Below are 25,097 nucleotides of genomic sequence, written 5' to 3'. Positions count from 1 at the left end.
ATTAGATTAAGCTGGGTTTGTAATCGTTGAAATAGCATCACGAATAGTGTCAGCTATGGTATTCATTGTTTCCTCTGGAAGCTTCAACTTTGGTTTTTCAAAGTTCATGTCATGGACATGGTTCAATGGAATTAAGTGAATATGTGCATGTGCGACTTCCAATCCTACCACCGCAACTCCAACTTTCTTACAAGGGAATGCTTGTTTGATACCTTGCGCAACTATTTTAGCAAAAACCCACATACCCATATATTCATCATCATTGATGTCAAAAATATAATCAGTCTCTTTTTTTGGAATTACTAAAACATGCCCTTCAGCCAGTGGATTAACGTCTAAAAAAGCTAAGAAATCATTGCTCTCAGCAACTTTATAAGCAGGAATTTCTCCTGCTACGATTTTGGAGAATATGGTCGACATAAACTATAGTTCATTTTCGTGAGAAACAAAGATAATAATTTTGCGCACATATGGATGGTAGTTGCAGGTGAAACTAGGGCAAGATTTAACCTCAAAGTGACAATTGACGATTATTTAATATAAAATAAACATTATCGTTATGGAACTTGCTGCTGTTAGTCAAAAGATGAGGGACCGAATTGCATCGGTCCCTCCCTTTGGTATTAATAATTTGGATTTTGAACAATTGCAGGAGTTGCATCTATCGCTTTCTGAGGAATAGGCCATAAATAATTTTTCCCTGGATCAAAATTTCTGTTTTCTACAAATATTCTTTCAGTGCCCAAAGTCAATGCTCCATTCTTCGCATCTACCTTTCCTAATAGTGCCCCCATAACCTTACCTTTCATAACTTGGTCACCAATTTTCCATCGAACGACATCAAACCACCTAATTCCTTCCATGGCAAGTTCAACTCTGCGTTCGCGACGGATCAACTCTCTCAACTTAGATTGGTTGTTGTAAATAGACTTATTGACATCAGGCATTCCAGCGCGCTTACGGACCTTATTGATTGCTGAATATACTGATTCATCAATCTGATTCAATTCGATTTTTGATTCTGCATACATCAACAAAATTTCAGCATATCGAATGACAATTGCATTCATGCCAGTAGCCCAAATATCCTGATAAAGTGATGGTGACTCAATATATTTTTTCGGATAATAACCAGTTTTTGATCTGCCGTAAGGTGCATAATAATCACCATTGGGATCAGCAGGATCAATAGAATTTAAATAAGAATTATTATAAAGTGCGCCTGGGTATATAATGGTTACATCCAATCGAGGATCCCTATTCTTATATGGCTCTTTAGGGTTATATAAGGCAGATTCCTGAATGGTTTTCCCATCCAAACATTCATAATCATCTACTAAAGCCTGTGTTGGATTAATTGAAGACCACCCACCGCTAGATGCAGGAGGCATAACTCCCAATGCTTCATTTCGATAAGAACTTTCTTCATATTGAACATCTAAAATTACTTCAACATTATTTTCATTCTGTGGTAGAAATATCTCGTTATATTTGGTCATAAGGTCATAGCCCAAGGTCATCACTTCTTGTGAAGTTTTGGAACTTTCTGCAAATTTTCCTGAGAACAATTCCATTCTAGCCTTCACAGCTAATGCTGCGCCTTTTGTAGCTCGACCTACATCAGCAGCATCGTATTTTGGCGGTAATATTTTTGAAATTTCATTTAATTCAGAAATTACAAAATTCATAACCTCTTCTTTTTTATTTCTGGCAAAATTCGCATCACTTACTTCTAGCACTTTTGTGATTAGAGGAACGTCTCCATAGAGAGTCACTTTTCTAAAATAATCCCATGCACGGATAAATCTTGCCTCAGCTTTCATTCTATTTTTCAATTTTTCATCCATTTGAGTACGGTCTACATTCTCAAGGAAATTATTACAACGATTGATCGTTGTGAATGTGAAGAAATCAGAACCATAATCTGTCGGTGTTGCAGCACCCGTCGCTTGAACTTGCCAGCCTTCCCATGGATATGGATTAAAGGCATTATCAGAAGCACAATCAAAATAAATAACATCATTAACATTACTCCAGCCATCATAACAGCCGTTTAATGCTGCAGTTGCATCAGCTGCAGTATTCCAAAAAGATTCATTAGAAGGCTTGTCTAGTGGATTTCTGTCTAAGAAATCTTTGTTGCAAGCCATTAAAAGAGGGATAATAATATAAAAATACTTTTTCATTTTCGTTTAATATTAAAAGGAAACATTTAATCCAAAGGTGTTTACTTTGACCTGCGGGTAATAAGCGCGGGCAGCTACTGGAGCTTCAGGGTCAAAACCTTTATTAAAGCCAGAGATTGTAAATAAATTCTGACCACTGTAATAAACTCTGACCTTGCTAAGCCCTAATTGCTGAGTCAAATTATCTGGCAGGGTATAGCTTAATTGAATATTTTTAAACCTTAGATAAGAAGCATCAATAATCCAAAATGATGAAGGTGTGGATGAATCATTTTGAGACCAAGAGGATAATGGTCTAGGAAATTTACCGTCAGGATTAGTTTCAGCATCCCAAGAATCACTGAATAATGTCGTTGGTTTAGATGTATTACCTGCTAATCCTCCGATGGTTTCAGTTTGAAGATATCCTTTGACCCCTGCTGCACCAGAAAACTGAACACCTAAATCAAAGTTCCTCCATGAAAGACCTAAGTTCGCCCCGAACATCCATTTTGGAGTCCAGCTCCCTAAATAAACCCGATCGGCACCATCAATTTTATTATCTCCATTCTGATCCTTGTAGATTAAGTCTCCAGGCCCTACTCTATCTCTATTTACAACGGCGCTATTTTTAACTTCGTCTTCGGTTTGGTAGATTCCTAAAACTTCATAACCTCCAAAAGAATTTATCGGTTTTCCTTTTTGTAAAAATGAATATCCATTTTGCCAAACCATTATATCTTCATTTCTGATATCGACAACTTGATTCTCGTTATAAGCCGCATTAAAAACAGAATTGATCTTCCAATCGCCAAATTGTTGATTATACCCTAATTGAGCTTCAATACCTTTATTATTAACTTTCCCAGCATTTTGGAATGGAGCCTCACGTCCGTACAAGACAGATACCGGTAACCGCATAAGAATATCATAAGTATCGCGGTTGTAATAATCTAAAGTCAATGAAAATCGATTTTCTAACATAGCCATATCCAATCCAATATTATAGGACTCTGAAGATTCCCATTTAATTAAAGGGTTGGCTCCCTGTACCGGTGCAACACCGGACACAACCTTTCCACCAAGAGAATAGTTTCGAGGGTCAAGCACAGTTTGATAAGCATAGTTATCGATTTCTTGATTACCTAAGATGCCCCAGCCCGCCCGTAATTTCAGATCACTAAATGTACCTTTTAGACCTTCCATGAACGACTCATTAATCAATCTCCATCCTGCAGAAAATGATGGATAGGTACCCCACCTTTCATTTTTAGCGATTCTAGAGGTTCCATCTCTCCTAAGATTCAATTCTAATAGATATTTACCATCAAATTCATAGTTTACCCTTCCAAAATAAGATTGAAGAGCATATTCATATGCTGAACCAGTTGCCTCTTGTCCATCTGGTGATCCTGCGTTTAATTCCCACAATTCATTGTTCAAGAAATTCCTTCTATATCCTTTCGTCCAATCGTATCTTAGATATTCTTGTGAGTAACCTAAAACAACGTTGAAGGTGTTCTTTCCAAATGTTTTGTCATAATTGAGGAGAGTCTGAAGACTTACCATTTGCTTTGAATTACGCTCATCAGTTTGGCTATTTGGCCCTTGGTATAGCGTTGGCGAACCATTTTTCCAATTATAAAACTGACTATCCTTGATGTAAACTTCATCCGATCCACCTGAATATTCATAGCCTACGACCTCTGATATTTTTAAACCCTCCATAATTTTAAAACCAACATTGGCAACTGCTCTAGTCGTGTGGTACTTCTCATTACGTTGGGAGCCATTGTCTAACCACTGGATAGGGTTTCCATCATTGATATAGCCATAATATCCATTGGAGTACTTATTAGGCACAAAAGGAGCAATACGGTTTATTTGTCTAAAGATTTGGTACATATCTTTAGTATATGGATTTGATGGCTCTACAATATCTCGGAATACATAGGATAGATTTAGGTTTGCGGTGAATCTTTTAAAACCAGAATTTAAATTTAGTCTGGTGGAATATCGATCAAAATCTGCTATTGGAATAATTCCATCCTGACCTAAATATCCAACTGACATCAAGTAAGTACCGGCTTCACCTCCGCCAGCTAATTCTACTCTGTGATTCCTCTGCCATCCTTTATCTTTATAAAACAAAGAAAGCCAGTCTGTATTAGGGAAATTATCCGGATCAGAACCATCTCTAAACTTTTGAATATCAGAATCCGAATATAAAGGGGTTTTTCCTTCATTTCTTAATGCTTTATTATACAGATCTGCATATTCCCATGAAGGCAGATATTCTTGTAAAGCCGTTGGACTTTGCCAGCCTTCATATCCATCATATTTAAGCGTGGTTCCGTCTTTTCTCCCTTGCTTTGTAGTCACCAAAACCACTCCATTTGCTGCTCTCGAACCATAGATTGCAGCTGAGGCCGCATCTTTTAATACCGAAATGGAAGCAATATCATTTGGATCAATATCATTGATGGTCGATACAATCATTCCATCAACTACATACATAGGATTTGAATTATTCAAAGTACCTATCCCACGAATTCGAATACTTGAGTTATCCTTTCCAGGTTGTCCTGAGTTTTGGATGACGGTAACTCCAGGTAAAGTGCCCTGAAGAGCTGTCGATGTATTGGTGATTGGTCTGTTTTCTAAATCCTCTGCTTTTATGGACGCAACTGCACCTGTAAGATTTACCTTCTTCTGCGTTCCATAGCCAACAACTACCAATTCTTCTATTTCATTAGATCCTTCACTTAATGATACTTCGAGCATGTTTAGATTAGAAATCGTAGTTTCATAAGGTTCATGGCCAACCAAACTAAATTGTAAAACTTGATTGAGGTCAGCATTTAAACTAAATTGTCCTTGTGCATTGGTCTTTGTTCCAATATTAGTTCCTTTGACTTTAACAGAAACTCCTTCTAAGGGTGTCCCATTTTGGTTTTTAACGACTCCTCGAATTTCTGATTGAAATAATACTGGAATTAATTCGAATGGTTTTGATTCAGGTTTTTTCCAAAAGGTATGTGAACCTGTTGGCGTAATGGCAAAGCTGTTTTGGGTGGTCCCTAAGAGAACCCCCAAAAATCCAGCTGAATAGGCGACTAATCGTCTACAGCGTTTCTTTCTTTTCATTTTTTTGTTTGGTTAATATTAAGTCTAAAAGTTTATGTGGTTAGTAGGCTAAATTAAACAGGAGAAAGGTTCCTGTTAACTTATGCTATTTCATTAATCTTGGTTACGAAGTGAAAATTAAACACATAATTTTTCTTATACTGCAACTTTGTTGACAATTATTACAACTATATTAACCTTACAAGTAGATTAAATACAAAAAAAGGAAAAACCAGTTTATTTAAATAGATAGGAATATTTAATCTAGGAAGTTGAGAACTCCACTTTCAAAAAACTTACAAAATAAAAAAGCCCCTCCATGTTGGAAGGGCTTCAATGTTTTTAGATAAGTGCGGTTATGGCATACCGCACATAACCTTAATATCGTTATCTAGAAATCTCTAAAACTTCTAATTCTAGTTGGCCAGCTGGAACTTCTACCGTTGCAATATCACCGACCTGAAGACCTAAAAGACCCTGGGCGATTGGTGATTTTACAGAGATCTTTCCTGCCTTTAAATCAGCTTCCGTCTCAGAAACCAATTGATAGGACATCACTGCACCATTCTTCTTGTTTTTAATCTTTACATATGATAATGCCAAGACCTTGGAGGTATCCAAGTTTGACTCATCGATGATACGAGCGGATGCTAAAACTTCTTCTAGTTTGGCAATCTTTGCTTCGTGAAGTCCTTGTGCTTCTTTCGCTGCATCATATTCCGCATTTTCAGAAAGGTCTCCTTTATCTCTAGCTTCAGCAATTGCTTTCGCAATGTTAGAACGGCCTTCTGTTTTTAGGTATTGAAGCTCTTCTTTTAGCTTTGTTAAACCTTCTTCTGTGTAATAAGTTACTTCTGCCATAATATTAACCTTTACCCTCTTTTTATAGTTTACTAATTTTTTAATTAACAAAAAAAAGACAAGACCACACTATCCATTAGTAGGACAACATGGTCTTGCTCTTCTGACGAAGTTATATAATTAAATTTAATAAAACAAATTTCTAACTTACATCATCTGTTTCTTCATTGATGAATCTATAACCTAATCCGCGAACTGTTTGTAGGTAATGTGGTTTATCCGGATTAGTCTCAATTTTCTTCCTTAATCGAACGACGTGCATGTCTAATGTTCTGGTGTTTACATTGGAACTATAGCCCCAAACGACCTCCATTAATTCTTCACGGGTAATATCTCTGCCTTTGTTTTGTAAGAAATGTAAAAGGATTCTATTCTCAAGAATAGTTAATTCGATCTTCTTACCATCTCGTACTAAGGAGTGCACGTTAGGATGATGTTCAGTATCGCCAAAATGGTAGATTTCATTCTGTGTTTTAGGCACGAAAAAGCGTACCTTATTCTCAATCATAGCTACTAAAACATCCATATTGAATGGCTTAGTAATATAATCGGTTACACCATAGCTGTAAGCATCTATTTTATCAATATCTTGTGACTTGGCAGTCATCATGATGATAATATTTTCAAATCCAGATTTTCGTACAGACTCACATACATCTATCCCCTCTTTTCCTGGTAACATCCAATCTAGCAATACGATATCTGGTTTTTGATCCAAAATGATCTTTTCGGCCTCTAAACCATCACTGCATTGAATAACTTGAAAATTCTCTGTTTGCAGACGATGACTAACCAAAAACCTTAGGTTATCATCATCTTCTACAACGGCAATAGTTATATCTTTATTCATAGTATTCTATACATTATTTTGGAAAACTCAAAGTAAATGTCGTCCCTTCTCCTTCCACACTATATACTTTAATATCTCCTCCCATAAATTCGGTAATCTCTTTACAAAATGCTAATCCTAGCCCAACACTTCCACCTTGATTAAATTGATTTTTGACTCTATAAAACTTCTTAAAAATATTCTTTAGTTCATTTTTATTAATCCCAATCCCTTTATCACTAAACTTCATGATGAAGTGTTTCTTCTTTTGTTGCACACTAATATCAATAAATTTTCTCGAAACTTCTGAATATTTATATGCATTATCAATTAAATTCTGGAACACTGAATTTAATAAAACAGGATCTGTGTACATTTTACTGTCCACATCCAAGTTGTAAGTCAGCTCAAGATCAGGATATTTGATCCTTGTCCCATCAAATACTTCCTCGCAAAAACTGTTCAAATCAATGTATTCTCCCTTAAATTTTAATGATTTATTTTCTATCTGCGTGAAAGACAGCAACTTATTCATTAGATTATTTAACTTATCCGCCTCTTGATCAAGGATTTTACCATACATTGTTCTTTCTTGATCACTGATCTTCTCGGCACTTCTGATATTATTGCCTGCAATTTTGATTACACTTACAGGTGTTTTGAATTCGTGGGTAAGATTATTGATGAAATCATACTGCAATTGGAACAGTCGACTATTGATACTTATATTTCTATAAATCAAGTAAATAATCAATAAAAGAATCAGGTATAATAGTGAAACTCCCAATACCACCGGAAAAAACCTTCTATTAATTTCTCCCTGCAGGAAATGTTGCGAAGAATCAAATTGTAGTTTGTAATCAGATAAGGCACCGGCCAATGGCATGTCAGTCGACAAAAAAGCTTTTTCTTCCATAACATTGGGATCAGCAATCGCTTTAATCCGAATGTTCTCATATAACCGAGGTTGATTATTTACTATTTTAATTTTCTGAGGATTAACCTTATAGACAAATAAATCTTGATCGAAGGCTACCGGTGCTGCCATCGAAACAGTATCTTCCATTAATGACTTATATGCTCTTAACGTATTTACTCGGGGAATATTTAAATAGGTTATTTTTCCTGGAACGGTATTATAGAATATCCTATAAATATCATTTTCACTCAAAGATGTTGAATCGTCTAATACATCAAGGAAATTAACCATTTTAATGGCCATATTGTTAAAATCATCCGAAGTAGGTCGATTATCAACTCCTGAAATTCGTTCCTTTACTAACCTATTCTCATCATTCAATTTAAATGAATAGATAGATCGAGGATAGATCAATAAATTTTGAAACCGAACCCCTCGAACCGTAGCATTTTGATTGGTAAATAATACATCATAAAATACCACATCCTCTACGAACGGATTCTTCCTTAATATCTTCTCGGAATAGTTAACCGCATGAACAGAATCTAGATAGCCTTGGTAATTTGAAACTTCAGCAATGTCATTATTGAAAAAACTATTGAAAGGTTTTAGGGAGGCATCGAACACATCGACTTTTCTATTATAGAATTCAGATTCTACGAAATTGGACATCATAGTCCTTGCTAAGAAAACAGATATGACATATAGAACTGTCAAAAAAGCCAAAAAGGCTATTAATAAGCCTATGTTCTTTCTATATTTACTAGCCTTCTTCACCATTACTTTTATTTCAGGTATTGGCCAAGAAACTTCTCAATTTCCTGATAATATTCAACGATATTCTCCTCATTTCTAAATCGCTTGCCTTCATCTTTCTTGAATACATATCGAACAGGGATCTCATTGCTTTTCAATTTTCCTACAAATTGATTTGCATCTGTGACTGAACTGTATTTGTCTTTTCCTCCTTGGAAGAACAATACAGGAATCCGTACTTTATCAGCATGGAAAATAGGCGATATCGCTTGGAACAGATCAGGTTCTGTTTCTGGATTACCGATTATTCTATAGAACAATTGAACGTAATGCTTTAAATGCGGTGGTATTTCTCTGAAATAAGTGAATAGATTGCTATACCCAGAGGAAGAAATTGCACATTTATATAAAGATGGATTAAATGCTGCAGCATAAAGTGCAGAATAACCTCCAAATCCAGTTCCCATAATAGCGATGTTATTTTTATCAGCGATTCCTTGATGAATCAACCAGGCAACACCGTCAGTAATATCAGATTGAATCTTTCCGCCCCATTCTTTAAATCCTGCAGTCCAAAACTCCTTTCCATAACCAATTGACCCGCGATAATTCACTTGAAAGACTGCATATCCTCGATTTGCTAAAAATTGAACTTCTGGATCAAAACCCCATTCGGCTCGTCGATTTGGACCATCATGAACCAATACTACAACAGGGATGTTTTTACGCTTATTTCTCGGATAAGTTATGTAGGCATGTATATTTTTATTGTCTCTAGACAAAAATTCAACCTCCTCCATAGAGTTAAATTCCAACCCCTTTAATTTTGGGTTTTCTTCATTTAAAAGCTGAAGATCATCTTTTTGACGATTATAATAGTAGGTTTCACCGGGGTGAACATCACTATATACCCGAACAATAAATCCATTCAATGTTGTGTCACTATCTAAAAAGCTAATTTCAGAATCAGAAAATTTCCCCTTTAACCTTTTGTAAACACCTTCATAAGCTGAATTAAAGATCTTTTTTTTGTAATTATCGGCAAAGGAAGTCGTATAAAGCATTTCTTGAAGATTGTTTGAGTAGCCCTCTACCCCTAAATCTCCGCGTTTGTGCTCGTAGATATGACGAAGCTCTTTTCCGTTTTCGACATCATATTCTACTAAGGCCATCTTATCCCGATTTTGGTTAGATAGCGCAAAAATATTTTTATCAGAACCTTTTACAAAACCCAAAGGCACAAAAATTGTCTCAAAATCATTCTTAGTCACCTCCTTAAACGGAAGACCATTGCCTTTTCTATATAAAATTGATTCTTGAACACTATCACTAGTCAATGCCATCCTCACCTCTCCATCTGGAGATCCAATCCAACTCATAACACTTCCGGGATTTTGATCTACCAACTGAGGTTGCCTTCCATCCAAATAAACCCTGTAAAGATCAAATAAACTTGAATCACGTTTATTCATTCCCACCAATAAACTACCATTATTCTCAACTATTGGATATACCCAACGCAGGCGCGCTTTTTCAGGGGCAAACAATGGTTTTCTTTGTTCAGATTTTACATCAATCTGAAACATCCTTAAACTATCTGAAGTAGACTGGGTGTTTGAAAAGATTATCTTTTGGCTATTTAGCCAGAAAAAACTCTGGACATTCAAATTGACCTGGTAAGTAAGTTGCTTTGATGAATCAGGCTCTTTGAGGTCAAGAATGAAAATATTTTTGCAATGGTCGTGCACCCCTAAGTAAGCAACTTTGCTTCCATCAGGAGATAGTTTAAATGAGGTTCTTTCTGGCTTAACAAAAAAATCCTCAATCGGAACACGTGATTGCCCCCCCTGTTCTTGCTTACATGAAGTGAAAACAAACAACACTATTAGAACAGAGAACAAGTTTTTCAAATTCATTCTATTTTATTAGCCTCTTACCAAATATTATAAAAAAATACCGGAAAGTTCCTTTTGCAACCTTAATTTTACAGCTTGAATAAAGCTTTATTAAATATGTATTTATATAATGTATCAATTATTATTGAAGATTCAATCCATCAGGAAATCGTCGAATGGACCCAAGATCTCGTCAATGAATATTCAGAAGATAAGATTAGTTTATTAAAAATGCTGCATTCTCCACATGAAGGACAAACGTATTGCCTTCAAGTCGTAGTTAGCAGTGAGGAAGAAGTTGAGAGAATTAAGGTTCAAATTGTTCAAAAACTTCAGGACTATATTGCAGAGCATCATATGGAAAAGGCTTTTCTTTTTGATAGCATCATGCAATACATCTCCCATAATTAACCCTTTAAATCAGCGCTATTCTTTCTCTCACCATATAATTTGGGATCAAAAGTTACTTTGGGAGAAAGATAGTGCAATAACACCAAGCGGGAGTACCGATAATTGAATGGTGCAAAAACCACAATTGCTATAAAAAGAACGGCAATATAAGTCCATGGAGATTCACTATGAGTAATAAATGCGGTCGCTAAAGCAAGTGTTAACACCTCTGCTACTGAAAAAGCATAACTTACATACATCGCTGCATAAAAATATCCTGGCTCGATTTCAAACTTGAAACCACAATGTGGACAGTATTCATGCATTTTCTGCTTAGAAAATCCATATGCAGAGCCAGTATACATATTTCCAGTTCTACATTTTGGGCATTTACTTTGACAAACGGCTTGCAATTTCGAAATCATACTTTAATCTTCAGAAGGTTTAGCGATTGAAATTGTTTCTTGATGTCCAGTATTTCTATATTTCTTATACCATAAGAAACCAACACCAGCAGCAATCATAAAGGGCATGGCTAATAAAAATAAAATACCATCATTTAAGCCTTTTCCTTGTGTATTGCCATCTTGGGTGCTGTTTTCAGCATTTAATGAACACATAGCACATTGTGCCGAGCTTATGCTTGGCATCGCTAACAATGTCAAAATCAACACCGTAGCGAATAAACTTAATCTGAACTTATGAACGAAACTCATATTGCAAAGTTAACGTTATTATACCAATTTTCTTATATGTTTCCTTTTAGCAACACATTAAATTTCTCCCAAAACCCATCTTCTGGCAAAGGAGCTTTAATGATCATATCTTCTTCTTTAATTGGATGGACAAAACTTAGTGACCTCGAATGCAGACAAATAGTCCTTCTGTGGCTTCCACGCTGATAACCATATTTATTGTCACCTACTATTGGACAACCCATAAAAGCTAATTGGCTTCGGATCTGATGCGTTCTCCCAGTCACTGGGTTTACTTTCAAAAGATAATAACCTTCTAATTGTCCTACTACTTCATAAGTCAACTCCGCAAAACTTCCATTCTTCACTTCACGGTCATATGCTTTAGTAATCATTTTCTTTCTGTCGCGAAGCAACCAGTTCTTTAATGTACCTTTTGATTGAGGAGGTTTTTCCCTTACTAACGCCAAATATGTTTTCTGTACTTTACGATCATGGAACAATCGGTTCATACGGTCTAATCCTTTGCTAGTTTTTGCAAATAATATCATTCCACTTACCGGCCTATCCAAGCGGTGGATAACTCCTAGAAATGCAGCGTTTGGCTTGTTATATTTCTTAGCCAAGTATTCCTTTACCATATCTTCCATGGAGAGGTCTCCCGAAACATCCACTTGCACGATATCGCCACCACGCTTATTGATTGCTATAAAATGATTGTCCTCGTAAAGGACATCTTGGTCTGTAATACTCATATCAATTATAAAAAAAGCGTCCTTAGCAGACGCTTCATATTATTTTAAAAGATTATTCAATTTAGTTGATAGAATCCTTTGCAGCTTCTGCCTCTTCCTTAGCTTTTTTCTTAAAGAATCCTCTTAATAAAAAGTTACTCTGCAAAGCCTCCATATTTTGATCCAGCTTCTCAGTGCTCAAGTTTAAATTTTTAAGAATCTGCTTTATTTCATTTGCAGCTTCAGGATCATTTGTCAAAACACCAATTGCATTGTCTTTGTCATTCAGCCTTTCAGTTGTTTGATTAAGATTTGACATCAATGCAGAAGCCGTTTGAGTTACTCCTTGCAACTGTGCTGCAGATTCTCTTAAGCTCGCAAAAACAGCTGTATCCGTTGATAACTCATGAATTAAACCTTGATTACTGTTTAATTTATTTGTTAATGTTACCAAATTATTTACAGCTTGATTCGCCTGAGTCATTGTACCATTTAAAGAGGAAACAGATTGCTTTAAATTATTAGCAATGGTTTCATCCGTCATCATCGCTCCAACCGCACCCTTACCTTCCAATAGGTTTTTGGATAATGCAGCAAAATTCTTCGTAATCTCAACTAGGTTTTCATTGTTGACCTGTAGGGTCGCTAACATAGCGTCCATACCTCCAGATACCCCAGATTTAATCTCATCTCCATCCTTAATTTGTGGAAACGATTCAGTACCTCCAACCAAACTAATGATTGCATTACCAATTAATCCATCTGAACTTAAAGTGGCAATAACGTCTTTGCGAATGAACTTGCTGGATTTCTCTTCAACATTCATGATTACGCGAACATTCTCAACGCTCTCAAATCCAATTTCTTTGATAATCCCAACCTTAACCCCTGAAAACCAAACATTATTTCCAACCTTTAATCCTTTCACATCCTTAAAATAAGTCGTTACGGTTAGGTTTTTCGAAAATTTGTTCTGCTGTGTTCCAATTACTAAAATCCCTGCAACCAAGATGATTAATCCGATGAAGGTAAACAATCCAACTATTATCGATCGTTTTCTTTCTGATGCTGCCATATATCTCGTTAAACTATAAAATTATAATCATAAAAAGGCTTCACTCTCGTATCTTCTGTATCAAAGATTTCCGAGAATTTACCCACTCTTTCAAACTTACCATCCAATAGCATCGCTACCCGATCTCCAACCATTTTTGCACAGGCTAAATCATGGGTAATGATAATAGATGATGTCTGATATCTTTCTTGAACTTCATTGATCAAGCTATTAATATCCAAACAAGTAATAGGATCCAGTCCTGCAGTCGGTTCGTCGTACATCATAATGTCCGGTCTTAGAATCAATGTCCGGGCAATACCAATCCTTTTCCTCTGACCTCCTGAAAGTTCTGAGGGCATCTGGTTGATTGTTCTCAACAACCCTACACCATCCAAAACATCTTCAACCTCATGGTTAATCTCTACCCTAGTCAGGTTTCTCTTGTTTCGAACTAATGGAAACTCAAGATTTTCACGGACCGTCATACTATCGTACAATGCACTGTTTTGAAATGAAAAACCAATCTTTAAACGCAGGGCACGAAGTTCCTTCTCATTTAATTGGTTAACAACTTCACCCAAGACTGTAATATTTCCAGAATCAGGCTTAAGTAGTCCTGAGATCAATTTAATCAGTACAGATTTACCTGTACCAGACCTACCCAAAACCACTAAGTTCTCGCCATTATATAAATCCAGGTCAACATTACGAAGCACATGTAAGTCACCAAATGACTTACTCACTCCTTCAACATCGATTACGATGTCGTCATAATTAATATTTACCGGCTTCTTTTGTTCCATATCAATTATCCCATTAAAGCTAGAACCTGAACAATCAATAGCTCTTCAATGAATACAATAAACATCGAAGCAACTACTGCACTATTTGCTGCCTTACCTACACCTTCCGTACCTTTAGAAGAATAATATCCAACATAGGTACTAACGAATCCAATGGTAAAACCAAATACAATGGCACGAAATACCATTGCAAAAATATCTTTGGGAGCAATCGCCTCAAATACTTGCGTAATAAAGCTCAAAATGCTCAATTGATCCTTTGAAATAATACTCAAATATCCACCCGCCAAACCAATTCCGGCAACATAAAAACAAAGTACAGGAATCATTGTAGTTGTAGCAATAATTCTACTAACAATCAAGAATTTAAATGGATTTGTACCAGAAACTTCCATGGCATCGATCTGTTCAGTAACGTTCATAGAACTAAGTTCTGCCCCGATTTGAGAACCTACCTTACCCGATGCTATTAATGCCGTAACCAAAGGTGCCAGGGCACGAACAATAGCTATCGATATTAATGCCGGTAGCCAAGATGCTGCTCCGAACTCTTCTAAGGAAGGTCTTGATTGTTTGGTAAATACAAATCCTACGATAAATCCAGTTAAACTAATTAATGGAAAGGATTTCCAACCAATTTCATAACATTGTCTGATGATCTCTTTAAACTCGTATGGGGGACTTACCACTTCACGAAAAAAACGCATCAAAAAACGATGAATCTTCGCAAACTCTAGTAATAAGGTCTCAATTTTCTTAGCCATTAACAGTCTTTATTAACGTATATTTCCTTTTTAAAATTTAGAAATAATTCGAGGCAAATGTACAAAAATTCTTATATCCATTCGGAAACAGTATCCATTATTAGCAGAAACATCAGTTCTATGGAAAAAGTTTGACAAAATAATTATACAATTAAACCTTTTCTTAAATCGTTATGTCATACGTACAAATTATGGTGTAAACTTTAACTTGTTGACATATGAAAAATTTGAAAACATCCACAATATTCACAGCATTCTTATTTATGATGATAGGAATGTTTAGCATCAAGCCCGCTTCAGCACAAGGCTATGATGATGTTGATTTCGATGTTTTTCACGAAGAACTTGACCCTTATGGTGATTGGGACCGTGATGAAGAATATGGTGATGTATGGTATCCTAACGAAGGTGACGATTTCAGACCCTACGGTTCAAACGGATACTGGACTATGACTGAATATGGTAATACATGGGTATCAAACTACGATTGGGGTTGGGCACCTTTTCATTATGGCCGTTGGGTACACAGACCGCATAGAGGTTGGGCTTGGGTTCCTGGTTATGAATGGGGACCAGCTTGGGTAGACTGGCGCTCAGGTGGCGGATATTACGGTTGGGCTCCAATGAGACCTGGTATAAGCGTGACTGTGAATATAGGTTTACCTTTAGATTTGTGGGTATTTATTCCTACAACTCGAATCTATGATCGCTATATGGACAGACATTGGTCTTATGGTCGTCGCAATATTTATAACAATACGACAATCATTAACAATACTTACATTGTAAATAACAACCGTTACTATGGTGGCCCTGCTCGACGTGATATCGAAAGACATATTGGTAGAAGGGTTGATGTCAGAAACGTAAGTTTCGATAATAGACGTGGAGCATCTCGTGTAAACCGCAGTTCAGTTTCTATGTATCGTCCTGACAGAAACAATAGAAATGATCGTGCAGTTACCAGCAGAAGCAATGGAAGAAACAACGATAGAATAGATAATAATCGTAATTCTCGCTCCAATAACAACAGACAATCTACAAGCCGTTTAGAAAACGGTAGATCGTCTGGTCGCAGCAACAATGACAGAAATAATGGCGATTACAAAATTACACGTAATGCCAATGGTCAACGTGAAATGCATATTGGAAACGGAAACTCAAATAGAAGTAATCGAGAAGCAACACGTGGAAACTCACGTACTGAAAGAGTAGATCGTGGGAATTCCAATAGGAACAGCAATACAGGTCGTCAACCTGAATCTAGAGGTCGAGTGTCAATGGATCGTTCTTCTAGAAATGAGTCGATGAACAGAAGTTCTCGTCCATCTAGAAATGAGTCAATGAACCGCAGTTCTAGACCTTCTGGAAACGAATCGATGAACAGAAGTTCTCGTCCAACTAGAAATGAGTCAATGAACCGCAGTTCTAGGCCTTCTGGAAACGAATCGATGAACAGGAGTTCTCGTCCAACTAGAAATGAGTCTATGAACAGAAGTTCAAGACCCTCTGGAAACGAATCAATGAACCGCAGGCAAGAGAGATCATCTGCTCCGCAAAGACAACAACGTCAACCAAGAGCAGAACAACAACGTCCTCAACAACAAAACAGAGTTTTCCAAACTCGCAGTTCGGGTGCTAGTCAAAGTCGTCCTTCAGTTGAACGTAGTTCAAGAAATGAATCTAGAGGTCAAGCAAGACCTCAGTCTAGCCAACGCTCAGAACGCGGAAATGGCAGAGGAAATAGAGGATAAAATTTATATTTAGTTGAAACAAATTGTTTAGGCGGGTTGAAAATATTCAATCCGCCTTTGCTTTGTTGTATATAAAAAAGCATTTTTGTGCCTGCTTTTTGTTAACTTCAATAAAGCACTAGCAAAATTTTAAAAAGGAATGGCAAAACTCACCTCCATTTTAGACAATGATTTTTATAAGTTTACAATGCAATATGCAGTTGTAAAACTTTTCCCAAAAGCAAAAGCGAGATATCAATTTATTAACCGCGGAAAGCATAAATTTCCTAAAGGATTTGCTGAAAAATTAAGAGAGGCTGTTAATCAACTGGCTAACTTAAAATTAACGGTGGCAGAGAAAAATTTTTTCGCAAAGACGTGCCCATATATCGACCCCACTTATTTTGACTTTCTACAAGGCTACCATTATGACCCTGATGAGGTGAAAATCACCCAAGATGGATCGGAATTAACTGTAAAAGTGGAAGGTTATTGGTATCGAACGATTCTTTGGGAAGTCCCATTGATGGCATTAATCTGCGAAACTTATTATGAAATGACTGGCCAACAGCGGGTGGACGATGCTGAAGTCATGAAAATTGTCAATGACAAAATGGATAAATATGATAAGCTCAATATTACCATTGCAGATTTTGGTACCCGAAGAAGGCATTCTTATGCCGTTCATGATTTAGTCATCAAAGCATTAAAAGACCATCCTTCAAAAACTTTTATTGGAACAAGCAACGTGCATTTTGCAATGAAATATCATACCAAACCTATAGGCACCCATGCCCATGAATGGTTTATGTTCCATGCTGCAAAATATGGCTACAAAATGGCCAACCTTTTGGGATTAGAAAACTGGTCCGACGTATACCGTGGCGATCTTGGAATTGCACTCTCTGACACCTATACTACCGAAGTATTCTTTAAACAATTTGACAAGAAATTGAGCAAACTATTTGATGGAGTTAGGCATGACAGCGGAGATCCAATTGAGTTTGCGCAAAAAACTATTGATCATTACAATAGCAAAGGAATTAATCCTTTGAATAAAACAATCATATTCTCTGATGGACTAGACTACGATAAAGTAGTTAAGATTGTTAATTTCTCTCAGGGCAAAATTGGCCATTCATTCGGTATAGGCACTGATTTTACAAACGATGTCGGATTAGCCAGAATGAATATCGTAATTAAAATGACCGAGGCGTTCCCGGATGAAGGTGAATGGACACCGGTCATCAAATTGTCCGATGAACCGAATAAACATACTGGTGATCCAGAAGAAATTAAAATGGCAAAACGATTTTTAAATATTCCAACCAATGAATAGGGACGTATACGGAGAAGCTCTTTATGACTATCATGGATTAGGAAAACTTAACGAGCCTTTGCTCCTTCACAGCAGCTATGGCGACATCGAAGAGATGCCAATCGAAGTATTTTTTAGAGAAGAAGATGATATTCCTGAACTGGAATATATTGCTTTATCTCTCTGCGACGGAAAAGTACTCGATGTAGGAGCCGGTGCTGGGGTACACGCTCTTTACCTACAGGAGAAAGGTTTTGAAGTGGATGCCATGGAAATATCAGAAACTGCATGCAAAATCATGGAGAAAAGAGGTGTTAAACATATTATTCATGCCGACTTCTTTCAATTCACCGATAAAAAATATGACACCCTCCTATTTCTAATGAATGGAATCGGAATTGCAGAAACAATCGAAGGCTTCCGAAAATTACTTCAGCATTCCAAATCTTTAATGACGGATCGTGGTCAGTTAATTTTTGATAGTTCTGACATTTCATATCTCTATGAAGAATACCGCATCCCAAGACCTGAGCATTATTTTGGAGAAATCAATTTTCAATATGAATACAAAGGAAACTTTGGTCAGCCCTTTAATTGGCTCTATATAGATCAAAAAACGTTGATCAAAATTGCCCATGAGGAAAATTGGGTAGTACAGATTTTATTCGAAGATGACAATGACCAATATTTAGTCAGGATGGAACCGAGGAAAGATGATCTTTCCGATATTTCTCAATCTTAAAGCCAAAATCAGACGAAAAAATAAACTTTATATAAAATAAAAAATCCCGAGTTTTCATCGGGATTTTTTATTGTTTTTTAGTCGATATATTCGAAACCGACATATGGAACTAAGACTTCTGGTATTTTAATTCCCTTTTCAGTCTGATTATTTTCTAATAGTGTAGCCACAATTCTAGGTAAAGCTAATGCTGAACCATTTAGTGTATGTGCTAATTGAGTTTTGCCATCTTCACCTTTAAAACGAACTTTCAGTCGATTCGCTTGATATGTTTCAAAATTTGAAACCGATGAAACTTCTAACCAACGCTCTTGTGCTGCAGAATAAGTTTCCATATCATAAGTCATAGCGGAAGTAAAACTCATATCCCCGCCACAAAGACGTAATACACGATATGGCAATCCCAATTTCTGTAATAACGATTGAACATAACTGCTCATTTCCTCTAGGGTTTCGTAAGATTTCTCAGGATTTACAATCTGTACCAATTCAACTTTATCAAATTGATGCAACCTGTTCAATCCACGGACATGCGCTCCATAAGAACCTGCCTCCCTACGGAAACATGGCGTATATCCACAATGCTTAATTGGAAAATCCTCACTTTTAACAATCGTATCACGATATATATTTGTAATAGGAACTTCCGCTGTTGGAATTAAGTAAAAATCATCATTAACAACATGATACATCTGTCCTTCTTTATCAGGTAGCTGACCAGTAGCATATGCTGAATCTTCATTAACTACAATAGGAACCTGTACCTCACGATAACCCATCTTTGCTGCTTCATCTAGGAAAAAGTTTATCAAGCCACGTTGTAAACGAGCCCCTTTACCTTTGTAAACAGGAAAACCAGCACCTGTAATTTTGGTACCTAGTTCAAAATCAATGATGTCATATTTTGCTGCTAATTCCCAGTGAGGCATTGCGCCGGCAGGCAATTGAGGAACTGATCCATTTTCAAGAACCACCTCATTATCTTCTGCTGCAACTCCACTTGGAACCAATTTATAAGGTAGGTTTGGCAATTGAATCAATTTATCATGCAATTCCTTCTCTATCTTATCTAATGAGTCGGTAAGTTCCTTTATTTGCTCCTTATATGATGCAGATCGCGATTTAATTGCTTCAGCTTCCTCTTTCTTTCCTTGACGCATCAAGTCTCCAATTTGCTTAGCGGACGAATTTGCCTCAGCTGCAATAGAGTCAGATTGATTTTGTGTTTTGCGACGTTGTTCATCTAAAGCAATGATCTGATCGACCAATTCTACTTCGTTGAAATTCTTAACTCCTAGTCTTTCAACTACATGGTCCCGATTTTCACGGATGTAATTTAATTGCAACATATAATTATGCTTTTTATTTATAATGTTGCAAAGATAAGAAGACCTCTGCAATTAATAAACTTGAATTTATCCTTATCCATTCCTAGAATCCTTGCAATTTTGTATCATTGCATCATGAAAAACAGATGGATTCTCTATATATGCCTTAGTATCTTGTACTTGATGCCCAATCTTTCCATTGCTCAAAACGCAATTATTAAGGACTTTACGGTTAAGGAAAATCTTTCTCAGAACGGTAAATTGGCTATCATTGCCATTGATACCGCAGAAAAAACAGACAATACCGTAAATGGAAACTATGCTTTTACCATCAATGGGTTTCAACAGGAATTAAAATTTAGTGATGGTGTGGCTGTGACAAACAACCCCATTGAATCTTCAACTTTCGTATTCTTTAAACATAAATTTGCAGGATCAGATATCGGAAAACTTTTTTTCCTAAGAATGACCGATAAGGGAATTACTCCTTATAAAATCAGTGGGATTCTTTTAATTATTATTCCGCTGCTTATCCTTTATATAGCCTACAAATTCAAACGCTTCTTAATCACTCTATTGGTTTTGGCTGTAGTTTATTTCTATTTGAATCACAGCAAAGGATTAGATGTCCGCCAATTACTGGAAAGCTCAATTATGGCAGTAAAAGACCTCTTTTAAAAAGGCATTCCAACTCCAAAATTATATTGAATAAAACTATATCGATCTGGCCAATTGGTTTGATAATAATCTTCTTTAAATTTCTTGGAATCAAAGAAATTCTTGATAACCCATTGATCAGATCCTGAGAATTGAGGGTCTTTTAGTTTAAGTCCGGCATCTAAACGTATAATAAAATAATCCAAGTCTACGCGTAATCCAAATCCAGTTCCTAAAGCTATTTGCGATAAAAACTTATCTCCCCTAAATTCACCATTAGGATTGATGATATCTTCCCTGATTCTCCAAACGTTTCCAGCATCCAAAAAAGTGGCCCCATTTAACTTGGCCCCAAAAAAGTTGTCCAGCATCCTAAATCTAAATTCAGCATTGGACTCTATCTTGATCTCTCCTAATTGGTCTAAATTCCTCAGATTTACACGAAAGTCAGGATTCATCGATGATCGATTATACCCTCCAGGACCTAACGTCCTCGCTTGCCAAGCTCGAATACCATTCATCCCTCCTGCAAAAAAACTCTTCTCAAAAATCATATTCAACGAAGAATTATTCCCATAAGGAACTGCAACTCCTGAATTCAGGCGAAACACAAACTGACGGTTACCGCCTAAATGTTTGTACCATCGGTAATCCACCTCCCCTTTAATATATTGAAGGAAAGGAACTCCGAAAATAAGTTTTTCCCCATCAGAATTCTCTTTGAACTTCATGACATTTCCTAATAGACCTAACAGATTTCCACTCACATCTACTGCACCACGGAAATAATTAAAATCCTCCTTACTTGTCAACTTGGTAGAATTGTAAGTATAGGCATATTGAGCGCCAAGACCAAAGTATTTCCGGTCATTACTCCGCACGTAAAGCCCATATCCTTGATCCTCTAAACTTTGCTTGAATTCCTCATTCAATTGTCCATGCCTATATTCAATTACAACCGGTGTAAGGCTATGCATTTTATTCGTTGCTTCATACCAGATATAATTCAGGCTATTGATCCAATACCGATTTGCATACGTCTGATCTTGGAAAAACAGTTGAAGACTCGATGAAAAAGTTGTTCGGGGTAATCCATATCGACCTACACTACGTACCCGAAATGGAGTCAGAAGTCTTGGAAACGATAAATTTACCCCTACTTGAAAATCATTGTTGAAAATCTTATCCGTTAAACTCCCAGGTAGCCTAGAATCAAATAAAACACCATAGCGCATTTTCACCTCTATCGTCTCTGAACCTCCAAAAACATTGCGATGCGAAAAGGTGTTACCAACGTTGAAACCACTCATCCCTGAACTGAAGGTAAATTCTCCTTCAATTTGGTTACTCATCGCTGACCTAGGCACCAGATTATAATCAACATCTAATTTATTGGAATCCTTTTTTTGATAGTTGATCTTTACCGAACGAAAGCCATTCATCTCATAAAGTCTATCGTAGGCTAATTCTTCATTTTGACTATTGAATTTCTGCCCCGACCTTAAGAAGGCATATCTTGACAATGGCCTTAACTTGAAATTCCCGGTTTCATCCGTATAAAAAATCTTTGTTAAGGAATCATATTTGCCTTCAGAAAATCTTTTTAATTCAGGTTCGGCAGCTTCTACTGTAAAATATACACTGTCGATATAATAAACCTTATGCTTGCTGGAATCTTCTCGGTCGGAAACTTGAATCAATAAATCAGCCTGATTGTTTAGCCCTATGGTGTCTATTCCAGTCCGCATATACTGCCTCAAATAATCATAATATCCGGATTCACGCATCTGAGAATACATTCTTTCCCGTTCCAGATAAAGATCGGCAGCATCATATTTTTTGCCTGACTTTAAGAGACTTCTTGGAACCACTTTCTCCTGATAGATTGAATCAACTATTGGGTCAGCTACATTCCTTTGTATATCACGAACAATATATGGATTACCAAGATTAGCATTAAAGTCTATCTTGGCCTTCTTGTTATTGAATTCAATTTGAGGCTGAACTTTCGCATTGAAATAACCTTTGGTCTGCAAAAATCGCTCTATTTGATTGGCTGACAGTTCAACAACTGCAGAATCCAAAATCCTAGGTGCTTCGCCAACATTCTTAATCTTTTCCGTCTTATATCGGCCATCACGGGTATTGAAAAGATTATAAATCGTTAGATACAAAGGGGAATTTGGACGAATTTCATTCGCTACATACATTCCTGCAGATTCTTTCAATTCCGGTGTAACACCATTTAAATCAACATCTGTCACCAGGTACTGATGATCGTCAAGGTATTTCGCCGAACGACAGGACGCAATAATTAGCGACAAAAACGTTATACTTGCAAAAAATAAAAAACTTCTTTTTTTAGTCATTCATCCCATGTTGTCAAAAGCTCAAATCAGTTTAATCACGTCATTGCAGCATAAAAAGTTCCGTACTCAGCACAGCTTATTTGTAGTAGAAGGAATCAAATCTGTGTTGGAATTTATCCAATCGAGCTACAAGATAGGTAAAATTTTTGCGACCGCGGAAGCAGCTGCAAAATTGGGCAAAATACCCCAAAATATAAAACTTGAAGATGTTTCTGTAGCTGAATTTGCTAAGATAAGTAGCTTGAAGAATCCGCAAGGTGCATTGGCATTGGTTGAAATTCCTCAAAATACCCATTTCGATAAACAAGAGCTCCAAGGAAAGCATAGTTTAATCTTAGACGATGTTCAAGATCCTGGCAATTTGGGAACGATTATTCGTACTGCTGAATGGTTCGGAATAGAAAATATTATTTGTTCAATCGGAACTGTGGACGCTTATAATCCTAAAGTAGTCCAAGCTACAATGGGCTCTCTTTCTAGAATTAAACTCCATTATATCGACCTTGAAGAATTTATCGCTCAAAACAGCCTCCCAGTTTTCGGGGCTTTATTAAATGGTGAATCCATCTATGATACAGATTTTGGAAATCATGGATTTATCATGATGGGAAACGAAGGAAATGGAATTCGTGAAAGCCTGATCCCCAAGGTGACCAAAGCCATTACAATTCCTCGAATTGGGCATGCGGAATCTTTAAACGTGGCTGTTGCTACCACCATTTTCTGCTCAGAACTAACTCGACAATATTTGGAGAGAAAAAATGGAGAATAATATAAACGAAGAACAACCACTTTATACCATACAATTTGGTCTTCTCTGTTTGAGCTCGCTATTATTCTCAGCTAGCTTTAACATGATTATCCCTGAATTACCAAACTACTTATCTTCCCTTGGTGGAGCGGCACATAAGGGATTAATCATCGCGTTATTCACATTGACTGCTGGAATATCGCGCCCTTTTAGTGGCAGACTCACAGATAAATGGGGACGTGTGCCCGTTATGGCAATTGGTTCTACGGTTTGCGTGATCTGTGGCTTTTTATATCCAATCCTAAGTTCTGTTGCAGGTTTTTTTCTTTTACGTTTAGTTCATGGCTTCTCTACAGGGTTTAAACCGACAGCCACTTCAGCCTATATCGCTGATATTATTCCGTCTTCAAGATGGGGTGAAGCGTTGGGGATGCATGGTCTTTGCTTCAGTATTGGGGGAGCATTAGGCCCAGCAGTCGGTAGTTATATCGCCCAAGCCTATGACCTCAATACCATGTTCTATAGCTCTTCCGCGTTTGCTTTTCTTTCCATTATCATCGTGATGAATATGAAAGAAACATTAAAGGAAAAAAACCGATTCTCGCCCAAGATGCTGAAAATATCAAGAAGGGACATAATTGAAATCAGGGTAATTCCTGCTGCCATAGTAACTCTTCTTTCCTATACTGCATATGGAGTTATCCTAACTTTAATTCCCGATTGGAGCGAACACCTTGGTATTGCTAACAAAGGATTATTTTTCACTGCTTATACCCTAGCATCCATTGGAATAAGGTTTGTTTCTGGAAAAATTGCCGATCGCTATGGCAGAATTTCCGTCATGAAAGTGGGATTGATCGTTATCGCCATTTCCATTATGTATCTTGGATTCGGAGATAATATCGCTCAACTCGTCATCGGCGCATGTCTGTACGGAATTGGTACTGGAATCTTTTCCCCAGCAGTAAATGCCTGGACCATTGACCTTTCACTTCCTCAATATCGTGGAAAAGCCATGGCCACCATGTACATCGCTCTTGAAGCAGGAATTGGAGGTGGCGCATTATTTGCTGGATACATTTATCATGACCAAATTCTTAGAATTCCGTATATTTTCTATGGAAATGCAATAGTAATATTGCTGGCATTTATTTACGTATTATATTGGAACGCTAAAAACAAAAAATCACAAAACCTGTTATAGA

General features: G+C 36.8%; 22 protein-coding genes. 7 read left to right on the top strand and 15 right to left on the bottom strand.

What is annotated here, in order from left to right; translation table 11 throughout:
- Positions 1 to 6 precede the first annotated feature (6 nt).
- The 7 genes from E0Y80_RS16405 to E0Y80_RS16375 form a co-directional block, all read right to left on the bottom strand.
- The gene (locus E0Y80_RS16405; protein ID WP_156308765.1) at positions 7 to 420 is read right to left on the bottom strand and encodes an HIT family protein; all 414 of its coding nucleotides are present in this window, start codon (positions 418 to 420) and stop codon (positions 7 to 9) included.
- 203 nt (positions 421 to 623) lie between these two features.
- Entirely contained in the window at positions 624 to 2,186 is a 1,563-nt protein-coding gene (locus E0Y80_RS16400) for a RagB/SusD family nutrient uptake outer membrane protein (RefSeq protein WP_156308764.1), read from the bottom strand.
- Between the two features lie 12 nt (positions 2,187 to 2,198).
- Entirely contained in the window at positions 2,199 to 5,312 is a 3,114-nt protein-coding gene (locus E0Y80_RS16395) for a SusC/RagA family TonB-linked outer membrane protein (RefSeq protein WP_156308763.1), read from the bottom strand.
- 366 nt (positions 5,313 to 5,678) lie between these two features.
- On the bottom strand, positions 5,679 to 6,152 hold the full coding sequence (gene greA, locus E0Y80_RS16390) for a transcription elongation factor GreA (RefSeq protein ID WP_156308762.1): 474 nt from the start codon (positions 6,150 to 6,152) through the stop codon (positions 5,679 to 5,681).
- Between the two features lie 142 nt (positions 6,153 to 6,294).
- Entirely contained in the window at positions 6,295 to 7,002 is a 708-nt protein-coding gene (locus E0Y80_RS16385; RefSeq protein ID WP_156308761.1) for a response regulator transcription factor, read from the bottom strand.
- 13 nt (positions 7,003 to 7,015) lie between these two features.
- Positions 7,016 to 8,680, bottom strand: a complete 1,665-nt coding sequence (locus tag E0Y80_RS16380) for a sensor histidine kinase (protein ID WP_156308760.1) — start codon at positions 8,678 to 8,680, stop codon at positions 7,016 to 7,018.
- 5 nt (positions 8,681 to 8,685) lie between these two features.
- Positions 8,686 to 10,572 (bottom strand): S9 family peptidase, encoded by a 1,887-nt coding sequence (locus tag E0Y80_RS16375; protein ID WP_156308759.1) that lies wholly within the window; start codon positions 10,570 to 10,572, stop codon positions 8,686 to 8,688.
- A 96-nt stretch (positions 10,573 to 10,668) separates the two neighbouring features.
- Between E0Y80_RS16375 and E0Y80_RS16370 the strand changes: the two genes are divergently transcribed.
- A complete protein-coding gene (locus tag E0Y80_RS16370) occupies positions 10,669 to 10,962 on the top strand; it encodes a DUF4286 family protein (protein WP_156308758.1) in 294 nt (97 codons plus the stop codon).
- On the opposite strand, the gene E0Y80_RS16365 is transcribed toward E0Y80_RS16370, so the two are convergent.
- The 6 genes from E0Y80_RS16365 to E0Y80_RS16340 all read right to left on the bottom strand — a co-directional run bounded on the left by E0Y80_RS16365 (position 10,959) and on the right by E0Y80_RS16340 (position 14,994).
- Complete coding sequence (locus tag E0Y80_RS16365; RefSeq protein ID WP_156308757.1) at positions 10,959 to 11,366, bottom strand: DUF983 domain-containing protein; 408 nt, start codon at positions 11,364 to 11,366, stop codon at positions 10,959 to 10,961. The genes E0Y80_RS16370 and E0Y80_RS16365 overlap by 4 nt on opposite strands.
- A gap of 3 nt (positions 11,367 to 11,369) precedes the next feature.
- Positions 11,370 to 11,657, bottom strand: a complete 288-nt coding sequence (locus tag E0Y80_RS16360; protein ID WP_156308756.1) for a hypothetical protein — start codon at positions 11,655 to 11,657, stop codon at positions 11,370 to 11,372.
- 32 nt (positions 11,658 to 11,689) lie between these two features.
- On the bottom strand, positions 11,690 to 12,391 hold the full coding sequence (locus tag E0Y80_RS16355; protein ID WP_156308755.1) for an RluA family pseudouridine synthase: 702 nt from the start codon (positions 12,389 to 12,391) through the stop codon (positions 11,690 to 11,692).
- 61 nt (positions 12,392 to 12,452) lie between these two features.
- Positions 12,453 to 13,445 (bottom strand): MlaD family protein, encoded by a 993-nt coding sequence (locus E0Y80_RS16350; RefSeq protein ID WP_156308754.1) that lies wholly within the window; start codon positions 13,443 to 13,445, stop codon positions 12,453 to 12,455.
- 8 nt (positions 13,446 to 13,453) lie between these two features.
- Complete coding sequence (locus tag E0Y80_RS16345; RefSeq protein WP_156308753.1) at positions 13,454 to 14,230, bottom strand: ABC transporter ATP-binding protein; 777 nt, start codon at positions 14,228 to 14,230, stop codon at positions 13,454 to 13,456.
- Positions 14,231 to 14,235: 5 nt separating this feature from the next.
- Entirely contained in the window at positions 14,236 to 14,994 is a 759-nt protein-coding gene (locus tag E0Y80_RS16340; protein WP_156308752.1) for an MlaE family ABC transporter permease, read from the bottom strand.
- Positions 14,995 to 15,212: 218 nt separating this feature from the next.
- Here E0Y80_RS16340 and E0Y80_RS16335 point away from each other — a divergent pair, with 218 nt between their 5' ends.
- The 3 genes from E0Y80_RS16335 to E0Y80_RS16325 all read left to right on the top strand — a co-directional run bounded on the left by E0Y80_RS16335 (position 15,213) and on the right by E0Y80_RS16325 (position 18,787).
- Positions 15,213 to 16,748 (top strand): DUF6600 domain-containing protein, encoded by a 1,536-nt coding sequence (locus tag E0Y80_RS16335; RefSeq protein ID WP_156308751.1) that lies wholly within the window; start codon positions 15,213 to 15,215, stop codon positions 16,746 to 16,748.
- A gap of 139 nt (positions 16,749 to 16,887) precedes the next feature.
- On the top strand, positions 16,888 to 18,066 hold the full coding sequence (gene pncB / locus E0Y80_RS16330; RefSeq protein WP_156308750.1) for a nicotinate phosphoribosyltransferase: 1,179 nt from the start codon (positions 16,888 to 16,890) through the stop codon (positions 18,064 to 18,066).
- Positions 18,059 to 18,787, top strand: a complete 729-nt coding sequence (locus tag E0Y80_RS16325; protein WP_156308749.1) for a class I SAM-dependent methyltransferase — start codon at positions 18,059 to 18,061, stop codon at positions 18,785 to 18,787. The genes pncB and E0Y80_RS16325 overlap by 8 nt, the downstream gene beginning before the upstream one ends.
- 77 nt (positions 18,788 to 18,864) lie before the next feature.
- On the opposite strand, the gene serS is transcribed toward E0Y80_RS16325, so the two are convergent.
- A complete protein-coding gene (gene serS, locus E0Y80_RS16320; protein ID WP_156308748.1) occupies positions 18,865 to 20,136 on the bottom strand; it encodes a serine--tRNA ligase in 1,272 nt (423 codons plus the stop codon).
- A 114-nt stretch (positions 20,137 to 20,250) separates the two neighbouring features.
- On the opposite strand from serS, the gene E0Y80_RS16315 reads away from it, so the two are divergent.
- Positions 20,251 to 20,793 (top strand): hypothetical protein, encoded by a 543-nt coding sequence (locus E0Y80_RS16315; protein WP_156308747.1) that lies wholly within the window; start codon positions 20,251 to 20,253, stop codon positions 20,791 to 20,793.
- On the opposite strand, the gene tamL is transcribed toward E0Y80_RS16315, so the two are convergent.
- Complete coding sequence (gene tamL / locus E0Y80_RS16310) at positions 20,790 to 23,096, bottom strand: translocation and assembly module lipoprotein TamL (protein ID WP_231596079.1); 2,307 nt, start codon at positions 23,094 to 23,096, stop codon at positions 20,790 to 20,792. The two genes, E0Y80_RS16315 and tamL, sit on opposite strands and share 4 nt — an antisense overlap.
- Before the next feature lie 52 nt (positions 23,097 to 23,148).
- Here tamL and E0Y80_RS16305 point away from each other — a divergent pair, with 52 nt between their 5' ends.
- Positions 23,149 to 23,913 (top strand): TrmH family RNA methyltransferase, encoded by a 765-nt coding sequence (locus tag E0Y80_RS16305; RefSeq protein ID WP_156308745.1) that lies wholly within the window; start codon positions 23,149 to 23,151, stop codon positions 23,911 to 23,913.
- Positions 23,903 to 25,096, top strand: coding sequence for an MFS transporter (locus E0Y80_RS16300; protein ID WP_156308744.1), 1,194 nt, complete (start codon positions 23,903 to 23,905; stop codon positions 25,094 to 25,096). Before E0Y80_RS16305 ends, E0Y80_RS16300 begins: the two co-directional genes overlap by 11 nt.
- Position 25,097: the final 1 nt, after the last annotated feature.

It is taken from the genome of Sphingobacterium endophyticum (assembly GCF_009733535.1).
GTDB lineage: Bacteria > Bacteroidota > Bacteroidia > Sphingobacteriales > Sphingobacteriaceae > Sphingobacterium > Sphingobacterium endophyticum.
The sequence above is the reverse complement of the archived record's forward strand: the minus strand, read 5'-3'. Positions and strand labels throughout refer to the sequence as shown.